Origin of the sequence: Shewanella kaireitica (assembly GCF_023284045.1) — a bacterium.
Taxonomy (GTDB): Bacteria; Pseudomonadota; Gammaproteobacteria; order Enterobacterales; family Shewanellaceae; genus Shewanella; species Shewanella kaireitica.
On the sequence record NZ_JAKIKQ010000002.1, the window covers coordinates 293,563 to 309,531 of the forward strand.

13 protein-coding genes and 1 other RNA gene are annotated in these 15,969 nt (G+C 43.9%); 6 read left to right on the top strand and 8 right to left on the bottom strand.

The window, feature by feature from the left end:
• Positions 1 to 565 precede the first annotated feature (565 nt).
• Entirely contained in the window at positions 566 to 1,543 is a 978-nt protein-coding gene (locus tag L2730_RS03835) for a transposase (RefSeq protein ID WP_248973385.1), read from the bottom strand.
• Between the two features lie 614 nt (positions 1,544 to 2,157).
• On the opposite strand from L2730_RS03835, the gene L2730_RS03840 reads away from it, so the two are divergent.
• Together L2730_RS03840 and L2730_RS03845 are read left to right on the top strand one after the other, a co-directional pair.
• Complete coding sequence (locus tag L2730_RS03840) at positions 2,158 to 2,994, top strand: hypothetical protein (protein WP_248973386.1); 837 nt, start codon at positions 2,158 to 2,160, stop codon at positions 2,992 to 2,994.
• The gene (locus L2730_RS03845) at positions 2,987 to 3,724 is read left to right on the top strand and encodes a hypothetical protein (protein ID WP_248973387.1); all 738 of its coding nucleotides are present in this window, start codon (positions 2,987 to 2,989) and stop codon (positions 3,722 to 3,724) included. Before L2730_RS03840 ends, L2730_RS03845 begins: the two co-directional genes overlap by 8 nt.
• A 181-nt stretch (positions 3,725 to 3,905) precedes the next feature.
• On the opposite strand, the gene L2730_RS03850 is transcribed toward L2730_RS03845, so the two are convergent.
• The 7 genes from L2730_RS03850 to L2730_RS03880 all read right to left on the bottom strand — a co-directional run bounded on the left by L2730_RS03850 (position 3,906) and on the right by L2730_RS03880 (position 13,115).
• A complete protein-coding gene (locus L2730_RS03850; RefSeq protein WP_248973388.1) occupies positions 3,906 to 4,349 on the bottom strand; it encodes a hypothetical protein in 444 nt (147 codons plus the stop codon).
• Between the two features lie 299 nt (positions 4,350 to 4,648).
• A complete protein-coding gene (gene gcvP / locus L2730_RS03855; RefSeq protein WP_248973389.1) occupies positions 4,649 to 7,537 on the bottom strand; it encodes an aminomethyl-transferring glycine dehydrogenase in 2,889 nt (962 codons plus the stop codon).
• A gap of 173 nt (positions 7,538 to 7,710) precedes the next feature.
• A complete protein-coding gene (gene gcvH, locus L2730_RS03860; RefSeq protein ID WP_248973390.1) occupies positions 7,711 to 8,100 on the bottom strand; it encodes a glycine cleavage system protein GcvH in 390 nt (129 codons plus the stop codon).
• 441 nt (positions 8,101 to 8,541) lie between these two features.
• The gene (gene gcvT, locus L2730_RS03865; RefSeq protein ID WP_248973391.1) at positions 8,542 to 9,636 is read right to left on the bottom strand and encodes a glycine cleavage system aminomethyltransferase GcvT; all 1,095 of its coding nucleotides are present in this window, start codon (positions 9,634 to 9,636) and stop codon (positions 8,542 to 8,544) included.
• Between the two features lie 267 nt (positions 9,637 to 9,903).
• Entirely contained in the window at positions 9,904 to 11,124 is a 1,221-nt protein-coding gene (locus L2730_RS03870; RefSeq protein WP_248973392.1) for an FAD-dependent monooxygenase, read from the bottom strand.
• Between the two features lie 93 nt (positions 11,125 to 11,217).
• A complete protein-coding gene (ubiH, locus tag L2730_RS03875) occupies positions 11,218 to 12,450 on the bottom strand; it encodes a 2-octaprenyl-6-methoxyphenyl hydroxylase (protein ID WP_248973393.1) in 1,233 nt (410 codons plus the stop codon).
• 89 nt (positions 12,451 to 12,539) lie between these two features.
• On the bottom strand, positions 12,540 to 13,115 hold the full coding sequence (locus tag L2730_RS03880; protein WP_248973394.1) for a UPF0149 family protein: 576 nt from the start codon (positions 13,113 to 13,115) through the stop codon (positions 12,540 to 12,542).
• Between the two features lie 358 nt (positions 13,116 to 13,473).
• Between L2730_RS03880 and L2730_RS03885 the strand changes: the two genes are divergently transcribed.
• The 4 genes from L2730_RS03885 to L2730_RS03900 all read left to right on the top strand — a co-directional run bounded on the left by L2730_RS03885 (position 13,474) and on the right by L2730_RS03900 (position 15,968).
• On the top strand, positions 13,474 to 13,782 hold the full coding sequence (locus L2730_RS03885; RefSeq protein WP_020911092.1) for a cell division protein ZapA: 309 nt from the start codon (positions 13,474 to 13,476) through the stop codon (positions 13,780 to 13,782).
• Positions 13,783 to 13,893: 111 nt separating this feature from the next.
• A non-coding RNA gene (gene ssrS, locus L2730_RS03890) (6S RNA) lies at positions 13,894 to 14,075 on the top strand.
• Positions 14,076 to 14,555: 480 nt separating this feature from the next.
• Positions 14,556 to 15,224, top strand: coding sequence for a hypothetical protein (locus L2730_RS03895; RefSeq protein WP_248973395.1), 669 nt, complete (start codon positions 14,556 to 14,558; stop codon positions 15,222 to 15,224).
• Between the two features lie 270 nt (positions 15,225 to 15,494).
• Positions 15,495 to 15,968 (top strand): DNA polymerase III subunit chi, encoded by a 474-nt coding sequence (locus tag L2730_RS03900; protein WP_248973396.1) that lies wholly within the window; start codon positions 15,495 to 15,497, stop codon positions 15,966 to 15,968.
• The last annotated feature ends 1 nt before the right edge of the window (position 15,969 follow it).

Here is a 15,969-nt window from a genome sequence, read left to right on the forward strand (position 1 = left end):
ACTCCATTTCTTTCATAGCCAACGTTATTGACGAGTTGTACTAGTCAACATATTCGAACCATGACAATAGCTAACAGAGACCAAGACCTCCTTCTGATAACCTTCTAGCGCGGCTTCTTTACTGCGCCCCTAAGCGCAGACAGGGACTACCGCAACATTAAAACCATTGATTTAAAATGTAATTCAGTTCTCATACTCATAAAAATGAAAAGTGGTGGAGTCTCTTCTGCTTCAAAACCTTCAGATAACCTTCCTTTTAGCTATTGCTACCCATTATTAATCAGAGCTCAAAGCAAGTAATTACCGCCGTTAAGTGGTTAAAAGCTATAAGCAGACCTATAGCAAAGATCTATTGCCACCCATGTTAAATCAGCAACATACGAGTCCATTTTCATTTCTAGATAATCAACAGCGATGTTCAGTCTAGCTGTTAGAGAGTAGATACTGTTTATCTCAGGTAGAAGGCGAAATTAAAGTAGGTTTAGCGAGGAATAGGTGAATTTCAAACAAAGTAAGTTCGCTTTTGGAATACTCTAAAAACAGGAGGGTTGGTTATGTTAATGATTCAGCTTGCCGAGAGATATTGGCAACTATTGGCAAAGTGCCGCCGTCGCTTTTCTAAATGCTCACAATAATGAGTTAACTCTTGCAGTGACCCAACTGGACCATGAAATAACTTACCGAAATCGGTAGTGATTTTTAGCCAGTTTTCACTAGGAATGTTGAGTCTATTCAGTATCTTTTCTGCATTAGAAGAAATAACACCTCGTTTATCATCTCGAATGATCCGACCCGTTTCATCAACAAGCATTAAGTAATCTTGAAGCGAGAAGTTGATACCTTTTGGTTGATTGCTTTTTTCATTACCGGTAAAAGGTAAAAGCTTGGCGGGTTGCTTGCCATTCAGGGCAGCAGTCACTCTCAATTGGAGGCTGGTGTAGTCTGATTGCTCAGGTGTTTTTGCCATATTTGCGCGAATTGGATTGAGCTCTACATAAGCCATACAGGCCAGTACGGCTGCTTCATCAAGTAATGCCTGACTTTTAAAACGCCCTTCCCAGAAATGCCCAGTGCAGTTATCTTCAAAATTGGCCTGCCTAGCAATAGGTTCATTAAGACAACGCATAAACCAGCTAATATCACTTAACCGTGAGCGGTATGTCGCAATCAAGTGTTTTAATGAAATAACCATGCACTCTTCAATCACTTCACCTTTAACAAATTTCTGTGTTAAATCAGTGCCGTTAAATAGCTTGTGCCATTGAACAACCACTTCTCTATCTGACCAGCTATTTACTGCTTCTAGGTCGATATAAAGCACTACATGTAAATGATTACTCATCACTGCATACGCAGCTACGTCAATCGCGAACACGTCTGTTAACTTCAGTATTTGTGCTTCAACCCAACCACGGCGATGGTCGTAATTTTTACCTGTGAACTTATCATCCCCGCACAGAAAGGCGCGCCGAACTACGCGGCTACAACAATGATAATAAGGAGTGTCTTCAAGACTAATCAGCGTACTTCTAGGACGGGGCATAACAACCTCTTACTTAAGCAATACCTAAAGCTTAGTAAGAGGCACAAAAACATGCAATTAATGATGGGTGTCTATGATTGGTTTATCACATCTACGTAAAAGACAATCGGAAATAATAGAGCTTCTGTCCGCTAGCGGACAGACCCAAGCGCTATGTGTATGGCAGAATCAGAGGTAAGTCATTAGCACCGCTAAGTATTTGAAAGATATTAGATAGAAAGGCTGTTGAGTTCAATGAAACAGGATTTTTCGCTAAGAATTGAAATCACTTAAACAAAGTGCAGTATTTACACTAATAATGACGATTAATACTTGAAAGCCATACAAAAAATAGGTTATTGTTTGGCCAGCTAAGGAAATGCAGGCAAGACTCTAGTCTTAACCGCGATAAGCAAGGACTTGAGACACCGCCAACAGGGAAGAAACGCGTACAGCTCTTAAAATATTGGTAAAGCCAGCCAACCCAAGAGTCTCACAAGCATTTGATTTACATCAAATTCCACTCTCTAGTCATCACGAAATTGTGACGAGCATGCATACTACAAAACACCAAATAAGTTAGATTAAAATTAAATTTATTCTGCCACTAATTATTATAGTTATAGAGGATATGTATGGGCATCAATTTTGATGTTTTAATTGATAGTGATGACTATTCAGTTGATATGAATACGGGCTTAGAAACATTAAAAGGCGCATCAGAAGTCACGAGAAAAATCGCTGGAACCTTGTTAACGGAGCATGTCCCCAAAAACCTAACAAATGAGAATAAAGTACGTACAAAACTCAAAAAATCATTTAAAGGATCATTTGGTCAGACCTTTACTTTAGAGATAGAAGATCTAGAGCTTAAAAAACGATTTAATAAAATCGGTAAGGAACCTTTCGCTGAATTAGTATCTTACTTTATCCATGAGGCACTGTACTTAGAGAGTGCAGAACTATCAAAAAAAGCCCAGAAAACACTCGACAATTTAGGTGATATTCTAGAAGAAAAACTTACAGAAGAGTTAAGAGTTTCATCGCTAGCGCATCTGCATTCTGTAGCAACTAGTTTTAACCAAGAAGTTAAACTTCGTTTTCGCCAGAGTAGAGCAGAACAAATAATTTTAGCAGAACTTGATCGCACCTCTAGCGCTACGCTGAAGTCCAAAACTGATACAAAAGAAATACGTATTGAAGCTAGTATCACTCGTCTAAATATCAATACAGGAAACGGTAGATTACAGCTTTTTGATGCAGGTGAAACAGTCGCGTTTGGTTTCCCTGCTCAAGTCAAATTTAGAGAGCAAAACCGATCTTTAAAACAGAAGTTTTCAGATAACTTACATATAAACAATGGCCTTAAAAATAGAGATGATTGGAAAACACTAAAACTAAAGGCTTACACAAAAAAAACCAACAATAATCGCATAATTAAGTATTTGATCATAGGAATTATCGATGATTAACAAATACACAATAACGGCCATTTTTTTGATGGTCTTTATAGTTGGAACATATATTTTTCAATTTTACTTCAATCTTGATTACGTTATATCAAGTAAACCTTCTGATTGGGTAAACTTTAGTGATTATGTTGGTGGTTTAATAAATCCGCTTTTGGGATTTGTCTCCTTAGTATTACTGATACAATCACTCAATCTACAGAATCAAGCTAATAAGGAACTACGAGAAGAAATAAAAGCAAATAAAAAAAATGAAAACCTAAGATCATTTGAAACTTATTTTTTTGGTTTGATAGATGCTCAAAGAAACTCATTTTCAAGTTTTAGGTTAGATTTTCCTGCCCATTTAGGCGGCAAATCTGAATCTAACGTATGTGCAATTCAAGAACTAGAAGATCAGATAGAGAACCTTCGCACTACAAATAAAACTGAGAATGACATAAAAGATGCTATCGAGGTAATTGATACTGATGAGCGAATTTATAATGCTGTTAGAATTTTCTACAATATTATTAAAATGGTCTCCGAAAAATTAGCCGATGACAAAGGGTTTGATATTGAAACTCGAAAAACTCAATTTCAAACTCTAATAAGCTTTACAGAGCTATCTCAACTTCGTTTGGTTATGATAAGTATGCAGTTTATGGATTGCCCACCAACTAAATATCTTAAAGAGAATTCGGAATTCATGGCAACCTTAAAGGAGTTGGGTGGAGGTGCTGACCTGTATTAGTTTATAGATTGTTATAGAATTAGCTTTGTGCACAATAAGCAAGGGATATAAACATTATTCCCCACCAAAGCCATAATTGCGTTGCTGGCGATGCTAATGCAAGGCGAACCGAAGGCTTTAGCGCGGAGTTGACTCCAGTCAATGAGCACTGGAGCCGAGGTTCAACGCCGTAGTTGCAAGCCTAAGCAGCAATTAGAGCCAGCCCATGCTCTGCCCCAACACTATTAGCCACATCCACCAACCGCAGCTTGATCCCCTGCTCTATCCCTACACCCGCCTCAAGCAAGTCCGCAACCGCAATAAAAGCAGTCGTTTTTAAGCTCTTGCTGTCATAAGAGTAAGCATAACCTGCCTCGACTCTCCACTCTTTGCCACTAGCAGCCGCAGCGCCCTTACTACTAGAAGCCTCAGCGCCCTTTTCACTAGCAGCGCCCGCTTGCAGCCTTTGCTCTTCAATCGTTCTAACCAAGGTAAACTCAAACGACAAGATACAGGCTTCATCACCAAACCAATCCGCCTTTAAGGCTTGAAAATTGATCCACATTTCAAGCTGAGTCAGCAAAGGTTTAAGCGAACTAGAAAAGCGGCTATCAGCCAAAATAGTAATAGGAAGTTGCTCTTGCATAAATATCTTGGCCTTTGCTTTACTGTTAGTTGCAGAGAGTGTGGATTACCCGCTGATTTTGCTAGCTTACGCTATTCGTTGCAATAGCCAGCAGTTAAATCTACCCAACAAAAAAGCGACCCAAAGGTCGCTTTTAAATTCTTTAACCACCAGAAACCACCAAACTCACGGTTTCCATAATTGCGTTGCTGGCGATGCTAATGCAAGGCGGAGCGAAGGCTCTAGCGCGGAGTTGACTCCAGTCAATGAGCACTGGAGCCGAGGTTCAACGCAGCAGTAGCGAGCCCAAGCAGCAATTATTATTCGTAGTCACTAATCGGCACACAAGCACAGAAAAGGTTACGGTCACCAAACACATCATCAATACGATTAACCGTTGGCCAGAACTTATTCAACTTAACCGCTGCCGTTGGGAACACGGCTTCTTCACGACTGTAAGGACGTGAATCAAACGCTGGGTCCATGATGTCGGCAAGTGTATGTGGTGCATTGTGCAGCGGGTTGTTGTCCGCTGGCCACTCACCGGCTTCTACCTTGGCGACTTCGCCGCGAATAGACACCATTGCCTCGATGAATCTGTCTAGCTCAACTTTAGACTCAGACTCTGTAGGCTCAATCATTAAGGTTCCCGCAACAGGGAAGCTCATGGTTGGCGCATGGAAGCCGTAATCGTTAAGACGCTTAGCGATATCCATCTCAGTCACACCTGATGACTCTTTAAGTGGACGTAAATCGATGATGCACTCATGAGCAACACGATCATTTCGGCCAGTATAAAGAACCGGGTAATGCTCAGACAGTTTCTTCATCATGTAGTTAGCGTTAAGCAGTGCCACTTGCGTAGACTCGCGCAGACCCTTCTTACCGAGTAACTTGATGTACATCCAAGTGATAGGCAGGATACCTGCGCTACCGTATGGCGCTGCAGAGACGGCGCCGTTGTTGTCTGACTCTAGGCCATGCTTAACGACAGTGTGGCCAGATAGGAATGGCGCAAGGTGCTTTTTAACACCGATTGGGCCCATACCTGGTCCGCCGCCGCCATGTGGAATAGCGAAGGTTTTGTGCAAGTTAAGGTGCGATACGTCAGCGCCGATAAAGCCAGGTGATGTAAGGCCTACCTGTGCGTTCATGTTGGCGCCATCAAGGTAAACTTGACCGCCGTGCTCATGAATTACGTCGCAGATGTCCGCAATGGTTTCTTCATACACACCGTGAGTCGATGGGTAAGTAACCATGATGCATGATAGGTTGTCGGCCACTTCTGCCGCTTTAGCACGCAGGTCATCCATGTCGATGTTACCGGCTTTATCACACGCGGTAACCACGATTTTCATGCCAGCAAGTTGCGCTGACGCTGGGTTTGTACCGTGCGCAGATTGCGGGATCAAACAGATATTTCTGTGCGCATCGCCACGTGACTCATGGTATTGCTTAATCGCAAGTAGACCAGCGTATTCACCCTGTGCACCTGAGTTAGGCTGCAAGGATACTGCGTCGTAACCTGTGATATCCACCAACCAAGTCGATAGCTCTTCAAGCAGTTGAGCGTAACCTTGTGCTTGGTCAAGTGGGCAGAATGGGTGCATGTTACCAAACTCAGGCCAAGTGATAGGCATCATCTCGGTGGCTGCGTTTAGCTTCATGGTGCATGAACCGAGTGAAATCATTGAGTGGTTCAAGGCTAAATCTTTGTTCTCGAGACGCTTGATGTAACGCATCATCTCGGTTTCGCTTTGGTAGCGATTAAACGTTGGGTGCGTCAAGATGGCGTCGGTGCGAACAAGCTCAGCAGGCACTGATGTGCTGCCGTTGGCGACGATTGCAGCATCAAGAGCAGCCACATCTAGACCATGGCCTGCGCCCAAGATAACGTCAAATAGTTCTGCAACGTCAGTACGTAGCGTAGTTTCGCTGACGCTAACGCCAACAATGCCATCGCTATCGATACGTAGGTTAAGACCAGCAGCTTCTGAACGCGCAACTACGGCGGCAACATCGAGCCCTTTGATAGAGAGTGTGTCGAACCAAGTGTTGTTAACCAGCTCTACGCCTTTAGCCGTTAGGCCAGCTGCAAGAATGTCGGCTAAACGGTGGATACGCTCTGCAATCACCTTAAGGCCTTGTGGGCCGTGGAATACTGCGTAGAACGATGCCATATTGGCGAGTAACACCTGTGCAGTACAGATGTTTGAGTTAGCTTTTTCGCGGCGGATATGTTGCTCACGAGTTTGCATTGCCATACGCAGTGCGCGGTTACCGCGAGTATCTTGTGATACACCGATAATACGCCCTGGTAGTGAGCGTTTGTGTGCGTCACGGGTCACGAAGAATGCAGCGTGAGGGCCACCAAAGCCCATTGGTACACCAAAGCGCTGTGAGTTACCAAATACAACATCGGCGCCCATAGAACCTGGAGACTTAAGCATCACTAGCGACATGATATCGGCGGCGACTGACACAACGGCCTTTTTCTCATGTAACTGGGTAAACAATTCGCTGTGATCAACAATTTGACCGTGGCGGTTGGTGTACTGGAACAAGGCACCAAATAGCTCGTAGTTAACTGCCTCAGCTGCAGGACCAACAACGACTTCCATACCAAAACATTCAGCGCGGGTTTTTATCACGTCTAATGTTTGTGGGAATACGTCATCTGCAACAAAGTAGATGTTAGCTTTTTTAGCTTTAGAAACACGCTTAGACAGCGCCATCGCTTCGGCGGCAGCGGTCGCTTCATCAAGCAGTGATGAAGACGCAAGGTCAAGACCGGTAAGATCCATAGAAAGCTGCTGGAAGTTCAAGATAGCTTCAAGGCGACCTTGAGCAATCTCTGGCTGGTATGGGGTGTACGCTGTGTACCAACCTGGATTTTCAAGCACGTTACGCTGGATAACTGTCGGTACTTCAGTACCGTGATAACCCATACCTATGTAGCTTTTGAAGACTTTGTTTTTATCCGCAATTTGACGGATATAAGCCATGCCTTCAGCTTCACCACATGAATCGCCAACGGCGAGGTCACGATTAATCAGAATTGACTCTGGCACGATTTGTCCGGTCAAGTCTGCTAACGATTCAGCACCCACAAAATTCAGCATCTCTTGCTGCTGCTCGGCACCAGGACCGATATGACGGCTAAGAAATAATTCGTGCTGCTCTAACTGCGTAAGGGTTTCTTTGGTCATGAGTAACCTAGTTCCATATATGCCAGTATCCTGCCTGTAGGGGGCGGTGCTACCGGTCTCGTTGTTTAGAATTCGATTGTTCTGTGGCATGTCTTATAGGTAAAAGGTGACATGCTTTATAACGAACAAAGCCCCAACCTTTAGCAGAGTGGGGCTTTGTTGATTATCGCGACTTACTCGTCGTCGATAACCGCTTGATAACCTTCGGCATCAAGCAGGTTTTCTAGCTCAGCAATGTCAGAAGGCATCACGCGGAAGAACCAACCATCACCAAATGCATCGCTATTAACTAGTTCTGGAGAATCTTCTAGTGCTTCGTTAACGGCCAATACTTCACCTGTTAGTGGTGAGTAGATATCAGATGCTGCTTTTACAGACTCTGCTACTGCGCAGTCTTCACCAGCGTTAACGTCGTCACCAACTTCTGGAAGTTCAACGAACACCATGTCACCCAATAGCTCTTGAGCGTGCTCACTGATACCTACTGTGTAGCTACCGTCTTCTTCTTTACGAACCCACTCGTGAGAAGAAGCATATTTTAGTTCTGCTGGGATATTGCTCATTGGTCTTAATCCTTATTCGATTGTTCTAATTCTGTAATATTATAAGACGTTACACTGATTTATAAGGCTTTTATCAGTTTTGCGCTTAGGCGCTATGGCTCATGCTTGCAGTAGATATTAACGCTAACCGTCTAGGGTATAAAGTGACGTATACGTCAACGTTACTACTTATGCGCGATGTAACCATAAATTTTACGCTGACTTGCTCTATCCATCAATCAAAGCAAGTCATCTTTATGCTTTTTCTGCAATTAATACTCTAATCAGTTCGCTCTAAATTGCTAGTAGGCCGAAGTAACTCGTATTAATCCAGAAACCATTATGTGCTGTGGTTAGCCGATATTTTATTCGAATTCTAGGAGAAAGCGCGCAGTTGATAAGTATCAATGAGCACTTTCGACACAGAAGTCGGAGCAAATAGCTATAACCTCAGCAACATAATTAGAATGCTTGCTTACCATTGCGTACGAAACTTGGTGCAATCACTTTAACCGCTACACGCTTCTTACGCATCTCAACTTCTGCCACATCACCAATAGTGTTTGGTACACGTGCCATTGCGATTGAGTAGCCTAATGTTGGTGAAAATGTACCACTAGTAATCGTACCTTGCTGCTCAACACCGTCGCTGTCGGTAAAGAATACTGACATGCCGTGACGGATAACGCCTTTCGCGTCCATGATTAGGCCGACTAACTTGTCTGCGCCTTCAGCTTTGATCTTCTCAAGTGCTTTACGACCGTTGAAGTCACGATCTTCTGGTGCCCAAGCAACCGTCCAACCCATGTTTGCGGCAAGTGGGTTTACGCTTTCGTCCATATCTAGGCCGTAAAGGTTCATGCCCGCTTCAAGACGTAACGTGTCACGTGCGCCTAGGCCACATGGCTTAACGCCAGCATCTAGGAAAGCTTGCCATAGTGCTTCAGCTTCTGCTTCTGGCACGATAACTTCGTAACCGGTTTCGCCAGTGTAGCCTGTTGTTGCGATAAATAGTGAGTCAGCTTGTACGCCAAAGAATGGCTTCATGCCTTCAACTGCAGCGTTTTGCGCGTCATTAAATACTGTCGCGGCTTTAGCTTTAGCGTTAGGACCTTGAACGGCTATCATTGCCAGTTCAGGACGCTCAGTCACTTCAACACTGAAACCTTTAACTTGCTCGTTGATCCACGCAAGATCTTTTTCGCGAGTCGCAGAGTTAACCACGATGCGGTACTGCGTATCAGAAAGGTAATAGGTAATAAGGTCGTCGATGACACCGCCATTATGATCAAGCATGCCGCCGTATAGCGCTTTGCCTGGTACTTTTAGCTTGGCTACGTCGTTGGCTAGCAACTTACGTAAAAAGGCACAAGCGTCATCACCAATCACATCAACAACTGTCATGTGAGAAACGTCGAACATACCAGCGTCTTGACGCACAGCGTGGTGCTCTTCGATTTGTGAACCGTAGTTAAGTGGCATATCCCAACCGTGGAAATCTACCATCTTGCCATTTGATTCTAGATGCTTGTTAAAAAGTACAGTTTTGTTAGCCATTTTTATCCCTTCTTTGGGGTATTCAAGTCTGCAACTGGTGTAGGGTGCTAGTCACCAGATCAATTTGGTCGTATTAAAATGCGGCGAAATTATACCTTGAGTATTGCCTTTGTATACAAAAGAATTTTCTAATCCGAACAGTTTCGTCATTAGTTTTTCTCATGTTATACATGTAATTTATTTACACTAAAATGCTGCTTTGCTTAGATAAAATAACAAGCCTATGAAATTAAAGAGTTATTCACCTAAAGCTAAAACAGCTAAATGTTAATCTTGTTCACTTTTGCACAGCTCTGGCAAGCTTTTCTTGTTTCCGAGAGCCTGTTGAATAAACAGTGTTTTCAATGGCGCAAAATTGTCGACCAGATTTAGACCAATATCGCGAATGGCTTTTTTGAGTGGATTACTGCCTTCAAACAGTCTTTTAAAGCCTTCCATTGCGCTTATCATCTCGAGTGCTTCAGCTTTACGCCAGCGCTCTAGATTACGCAAATGGCGATAATCGCCGATATCTTTGCCCTGCTCTTTAAGCTCACTCACTGTTTGCACTATGCTGGCAGCATCAAGAAAACCCAAGTTAACCCCTTGCCCAGCTAATGGATGAATGGTGTGCGCCGCATCGCCTGCCAGCACTAAACGGTGTCGAGCGAAGTGGCGGGCATAGCGCATACGTAACGGAAACGCTTGGCGGGCGCTTTCGAGCGAACACATACCTAAACGGCCGTCGAAGGCAGCGGTTAGTGCCCGCTCAAACTGCACATCGTCTAATGCTTGCAGTTCTTTAGCTTTTTCTGGCGATACAGACCAGACAATAGAGCAGAGATCTTTTTCATATAAAGGTAGGAAAGCCAGCGGCCCTTCACTGTCGAATACTTGCCTTGCGGTATCGCCATGGGGCAGTTCGGTGCGAATGGTCGCGACCACAGCGTGGTGGTTATAGTCCCAGAAAGTCATTGGGATCTTACACTGCTCACGCACCCACGAATTAGCACCATCGGCAGCAACCACCAATGCAGCGCTCAGACTGTCACCATTGTCTAAGGTTAACCAAGCTTCTCGCTCGCCGAAGGCAATTCGTTCAAGTCGTTGGTTTTCAATATAGGTCAGCTCATCGAACTCTGCCGCGCGTTCGGCGAGTGCAAAGGCGATGGCGTCATTCTCGATAATCGCCCCAAGATGAGTTTCACCCAGTGATTGGGCATCGAAATCGATTTTACCTAGGCTGTCTTTGTCCCAAACTTGCATCTTTTGATAGGGGCTTATGCGACTCGCTGCAAGATAGGGCCATGCACCGAGATTAGTTAGTAAGTGCTGACTGGCTTTATTAATTGCACTGACTCTGAGTTTAGGCGCACCGGATACGGCATGGGTTTGGCCTGCGTCGATAACAACCACACTCACGCCTTTCATAGCCAAGCCAATGGCTGTCGCTAACCCAACCATACCGCCGCCAACAATGGCGACATCATAAGTTTGTGTGCTTAACATCTTTTACCCTTACTCTTTTATAGCAATGTTAAAAAATCAATAAAGCTGACTTACTCAGCTAAGTGGTTCAGCTAATTGTTTTAGCGAACTATTCTAGTTAACTGTCCAGCCCATAGCTTTACGGGCAACTGGCGCTTTAAGTGGCGGAAACCATGACAGTAAACGCAAACCGATGTTACGCCCGAGCACTAACGGCCAGTGATCATTAGAGAAGCCGCGCACTAAGAACTCAATACTGTTCATGGTGCTGTCTCTGTCGGCGTTACGACGAGCCAAATAGTCATGGGTGATTTGATTGATCCCCACATCAAGCTCGCAGCCACCGGCGTTGGTGAGTGCTTGCTCTATCACTTGCAGCAAACTCACCACATCACGTAGGCCTAAGTTAAACCCCTGCCCTGCAATAGGGTGCAGTGTTTGCGCGGCATTGCCTAAAAACACAGTGCGGTGGTAGATAGGCCGCTTCATATACGACAACATCAACGGATAACTAAAGCGCTCACCAATATCGATAAAGCGCCCTGCTCGGTAACCAAAAGTCGCCTGCAACTTTTCGATAAACTCGGCTTTAGACGCTGCGAGCATCTGCTGCGCCTCTTCTGGTGACAATGCCCACACCATCGATAATCTATGCTCAGCGTTTCTGTCGGCCATTGGCAGCAATGCTAATGGCCCGCTTTGGGTGAAACGTTCATAGGCCCAGCCTTGGTGTGGCTGCTCAGTATGGATATTAGTAATGATAGCGCTTTGCTGAAAATCGACCTGCTCCAGTGGCTGTTTAAAGGCATGACGTACTTTGGAGTTGAGTCCATCGGCGGCCACCAGCAGCTTAGCGGCAATTTTCTGGCCGTTATTTAAGGTAAGCAGTTGTTGACTGCTTTGCGCCTCGACTTCACTCAAGCTAGCTGGGCAATGTAATTGAATATCGCTTTTTTCAAGCTGGTTAAACAGCTGTTGACCGACCGCTTCTAGCTCAACAACTTGACCTAAATAAGGCAGTTTAAAGTCGTCACTGCTTAGCTCCGTCATGCCAAAGTTGCCACGTTCGGAGATATGGATATGGTTGATTTCGCTGGCAAGCGCTGCAATATGTGGCCATATTTGCAATTTTTTTAGCTGAAAAATAGAGCCGTGAGAAATCGCAATTGAGCGGGCGTCGAAACCAGGGTGCTCATCACGAGGTCGATGCGCTTCGATCAAGGCTATTTTCAGTGGCTTGCCCGCTTGCTTGGCAATATGTGCCAACCCGAGCGCTAGGGTAGCGCCAGCCATTGCACCGCCGACAATCGCGATATCGACCTGTTCGGCTGTAGTGGTATTAGTCATGGAATGTTTAACCCGATAACTGATTTAATGCTAGCTAGAAAGCAAAACCGCCATGGCATAAATACGATGGCGGTTTGAATGACAAACGTTTAGTGCAACACACCAAGATCAATTGGTTTGTCGTCTTCTATCGCTGGTCCAAATTCGGAGTAGCATAGCAATGCGGCCATGCGGGTAAACTCCATCAACTCGATAAGGGCCGCTTCTGACTCTTCATCTTCTGCAACGTCGAATTCAACTTGCGCGATTTCCGACAGGTCTTGAATCACTTCACGAACATCTTTTGAGGCTTTATTCAATTTAGGCTGAATAATGGCGATGCCAGTCAGGAAGCTTTGTACCCATAAGGAAAGCGCTTCAACACGCTTTGCCAGTGTTTCTTCCTCTTCAGGAAGCATAGGGCTAAAACCAAAGTCAGTGTCGGATAGGCGAGTCACTGCATCTTGATAAAGCTCTTCGACCATCGTTTGCAGTTTTGGTGGCAGTGCTTGTCCATCATTCATCAGCTCTAATAGCGGCTGAGTCCAGCCTTTAGAGGATTGTTCTACACCACCACAAATTAAGCCCACTAATGCGCCGTGAACTTCAACAGGGTGCTGACCAATTTCAGCTTCGTTAAGTGCCGCAAGTAGGTTATCCATGCGCAGCGTTGGTAGAGTCGCCATAAAGTCGTTTCCAGTGACAAGATTTACTGGTCTCATGCTAGCAGAAGTGACTGTTTCGACCAAGAGTTGCCACCATAAAGTCAGCAAAAGTTTGTCGATTTAGCCACAAAAACAGCAATCAAGATCTGTTGCTGCATATACAATTGCAACTAGCTGGTGATAAATGGTGATTTCTAACGATAACTTAAGTAACAGCTCAACTAGCACTAGCGCCCAAAGCGCTTCATGTTTGTACGCTAATGGCTATCTAAACAACAATTAATCTAAACTATTCCTGTTTAGTTGGATATCGTGTTGCACTTTGCTTTTTAGACCGATATAGTCCGCTCAAGTACACGGTTTAAGGATTCCTTTAGGAATGGGTAACAAGGCGATTGAAATTACCCTTATGGGGCGCACCTACTCTATCGCTTGTCCGGATGGACAAGAGACAGCACTTAGGCACGTCGCACATAATCTTGAAAAGCAGTTAATGTCGCTAAAAGCGCGCACTAACAACATCAGCCGTGAAGAAATTGCGATTATGGCAGCATTAAATACTGGTTATGAGCTGTTAGAAGAACAGCAGAAAAATCAAGATTATAACAAGCAGATGGATGAAAAAATCGGTTTGCTGCAGTCAACTTTAGAAGATGCGTTAGTTGAACGCTCTACGAAAAGCGATTAAACAGGTTATAATCAGCTGTACTGAATTTTTGCGACAGCAAATTTAGCGATGAAAGAATTATTGTCGTAAGCCATTTTAAAGGTCAATTGACCTGCTTACGAATGCAAGTTTTGCTCCCTGGGATACGCGCTAGCTGGCAATGTCCCTGTGCCGATATTTACAAACCCAGGGTGAACGTTTTACTGACATTGTGCAAGCTCGGCTCGTATCGAGAAGCCTTAGGAGGTATTCGTTTACCCGCCTTGAACCTACGGTTCAAGGGCTACGCCGGCGGTCGGTATTCTGGGGAGCAATTCAATTTACTCTAAAAGCCATCACTGAAAAGTGATGGCTTTTTTATCTCTACAGTTCCCCAGAATACCGACGTAGTCGGGCTCTATATAAATAAAATGCGGGGAGCAATTCAATCAATTAAAAAAGGGCTATCCTACCTGATAGCCCTTTTTTTATGCCTGCAATTTCAGCCCCGCCCCCCTGAATACCGACCGCCTTAACCGCATTTTAACTCGGTTAGAAAAGCACAAAATATCGGCATTAAGACCGCAGCTTAGAATTGACATTCGACATTGAGTAATCCTCAAATAACTGTGGTTCCAATGTCCTGTGGTGATGCTGAACATGCATGTAAATGAACTATCTCCTTTGTAAAAGACCAATGAAACATTACGAGTCCATATGGCGGTGACAATGTCGATTACCTTTTCTATAAAGTTACAACTTGAATAATCCTGCACCTATGTTACTTTAATTTTTTTCATTAATTGCAATGGCTTATGTTCGACGAATTTAAGGTTCAACTCACAACTTTTGACTGGAATGGTGTTTCAGGACTAACCAATATTTTAATGGTTATATTAACTGGACTTCTTCTCTATGGGCTAAAACAAGGCTCTAACAATATTAAAGAATCTTCACTGTCACGCGATGCAGATATTCTTAGGTGGGCAATGACTGAAATGGATCTATTAAAACCAGCCATTCGAATCTTAACTAATGCACACAAAATTCGCCCTTATTGCAATTGTCCTGGTGAACACATAAAGCATTACGACTGCAGTTGGAATAAAGAAGAGCTAGCTGCAGCACAAGAAGTGAGTGTAAAGCTACAGCGTATAGGATACATGGCACTACATAATTTGATTTCTAGGAATCACTTTATGAATATTTGGGGGCCTATGTACCTATCTACCTGGTACTCTTTAGAAGGTTGGGTTAAGCATAAAAGACTCGATTTAGATGAGCCACTTACTATTGAGAACGGTGCATATTCTCGTATTTATTTAGAACAATTTGCTCACTACTGTGAAAATAATATGCCAGAAGTATTAGTCAATAATGAACGTCGTAGATTTAACTTACCTACGCTTTCTAATGATAGAAAGAAGCCAAAACTAGCGGCATCTAAAATATTTAAACCCAAAAAAGAAAAGCTAAATATTTAACTCTAAAGCATTATTACTGTGTAGTGACAAATACCATTTTAAAAGTACACCATTAATAATCATAAAAACAATAGCTTAACCGAAATAATGAATAAAGACTAAGTACTCGCAGCATTTTATGTCACTTCTGACTAAACCTCACAACAAGAAACTGTAATGCCTCTTGAAAAAGGGGCTGATCTCTAAGCGACTTTTAGTGTAAAATCTCCTCTTTCGTCAGTCCAAAAGCCAAGTACACTTAGGCCCAAAGATAGGCCCAAAGAATAAACGATGTCGCAGACTCTGTTTTACCTGATGCCTAACGGCAAAAGTACCCGACGCCATGAGCCATTATTGGCGTTGCAACAGGTATACGATTTGGCCTGTGAATTGGCTCGACAGGCGTTTATTAATCAGCAATGGGTCTATATTCATTGCACTGACAAAGAACAAGCTTATGCCATCGATGAACTGTTATGGCAGTTAGCACCGCAATCGTTCGTGCCCCATAACCTTAAAGGTGAAGGCCCGACAGGCGGCGCCCCAGTTGAAATCGGCTTTGATCGACTTGGGGCCAACAAAAATCGTCATGTTCTGATTAATCTTGCAGACCAAGTGCCGCAATTTGCGGTAAACTTTGTGCAGATTATCGACTTCGTTGCCAACGACGACAGCCATAAAGCGATCGCACGCGATCGCTACCGGCAATATCGCACTCTTGGGATAGCATTAACGACCCAAGACTTGAGCAATACAACCAATTAAT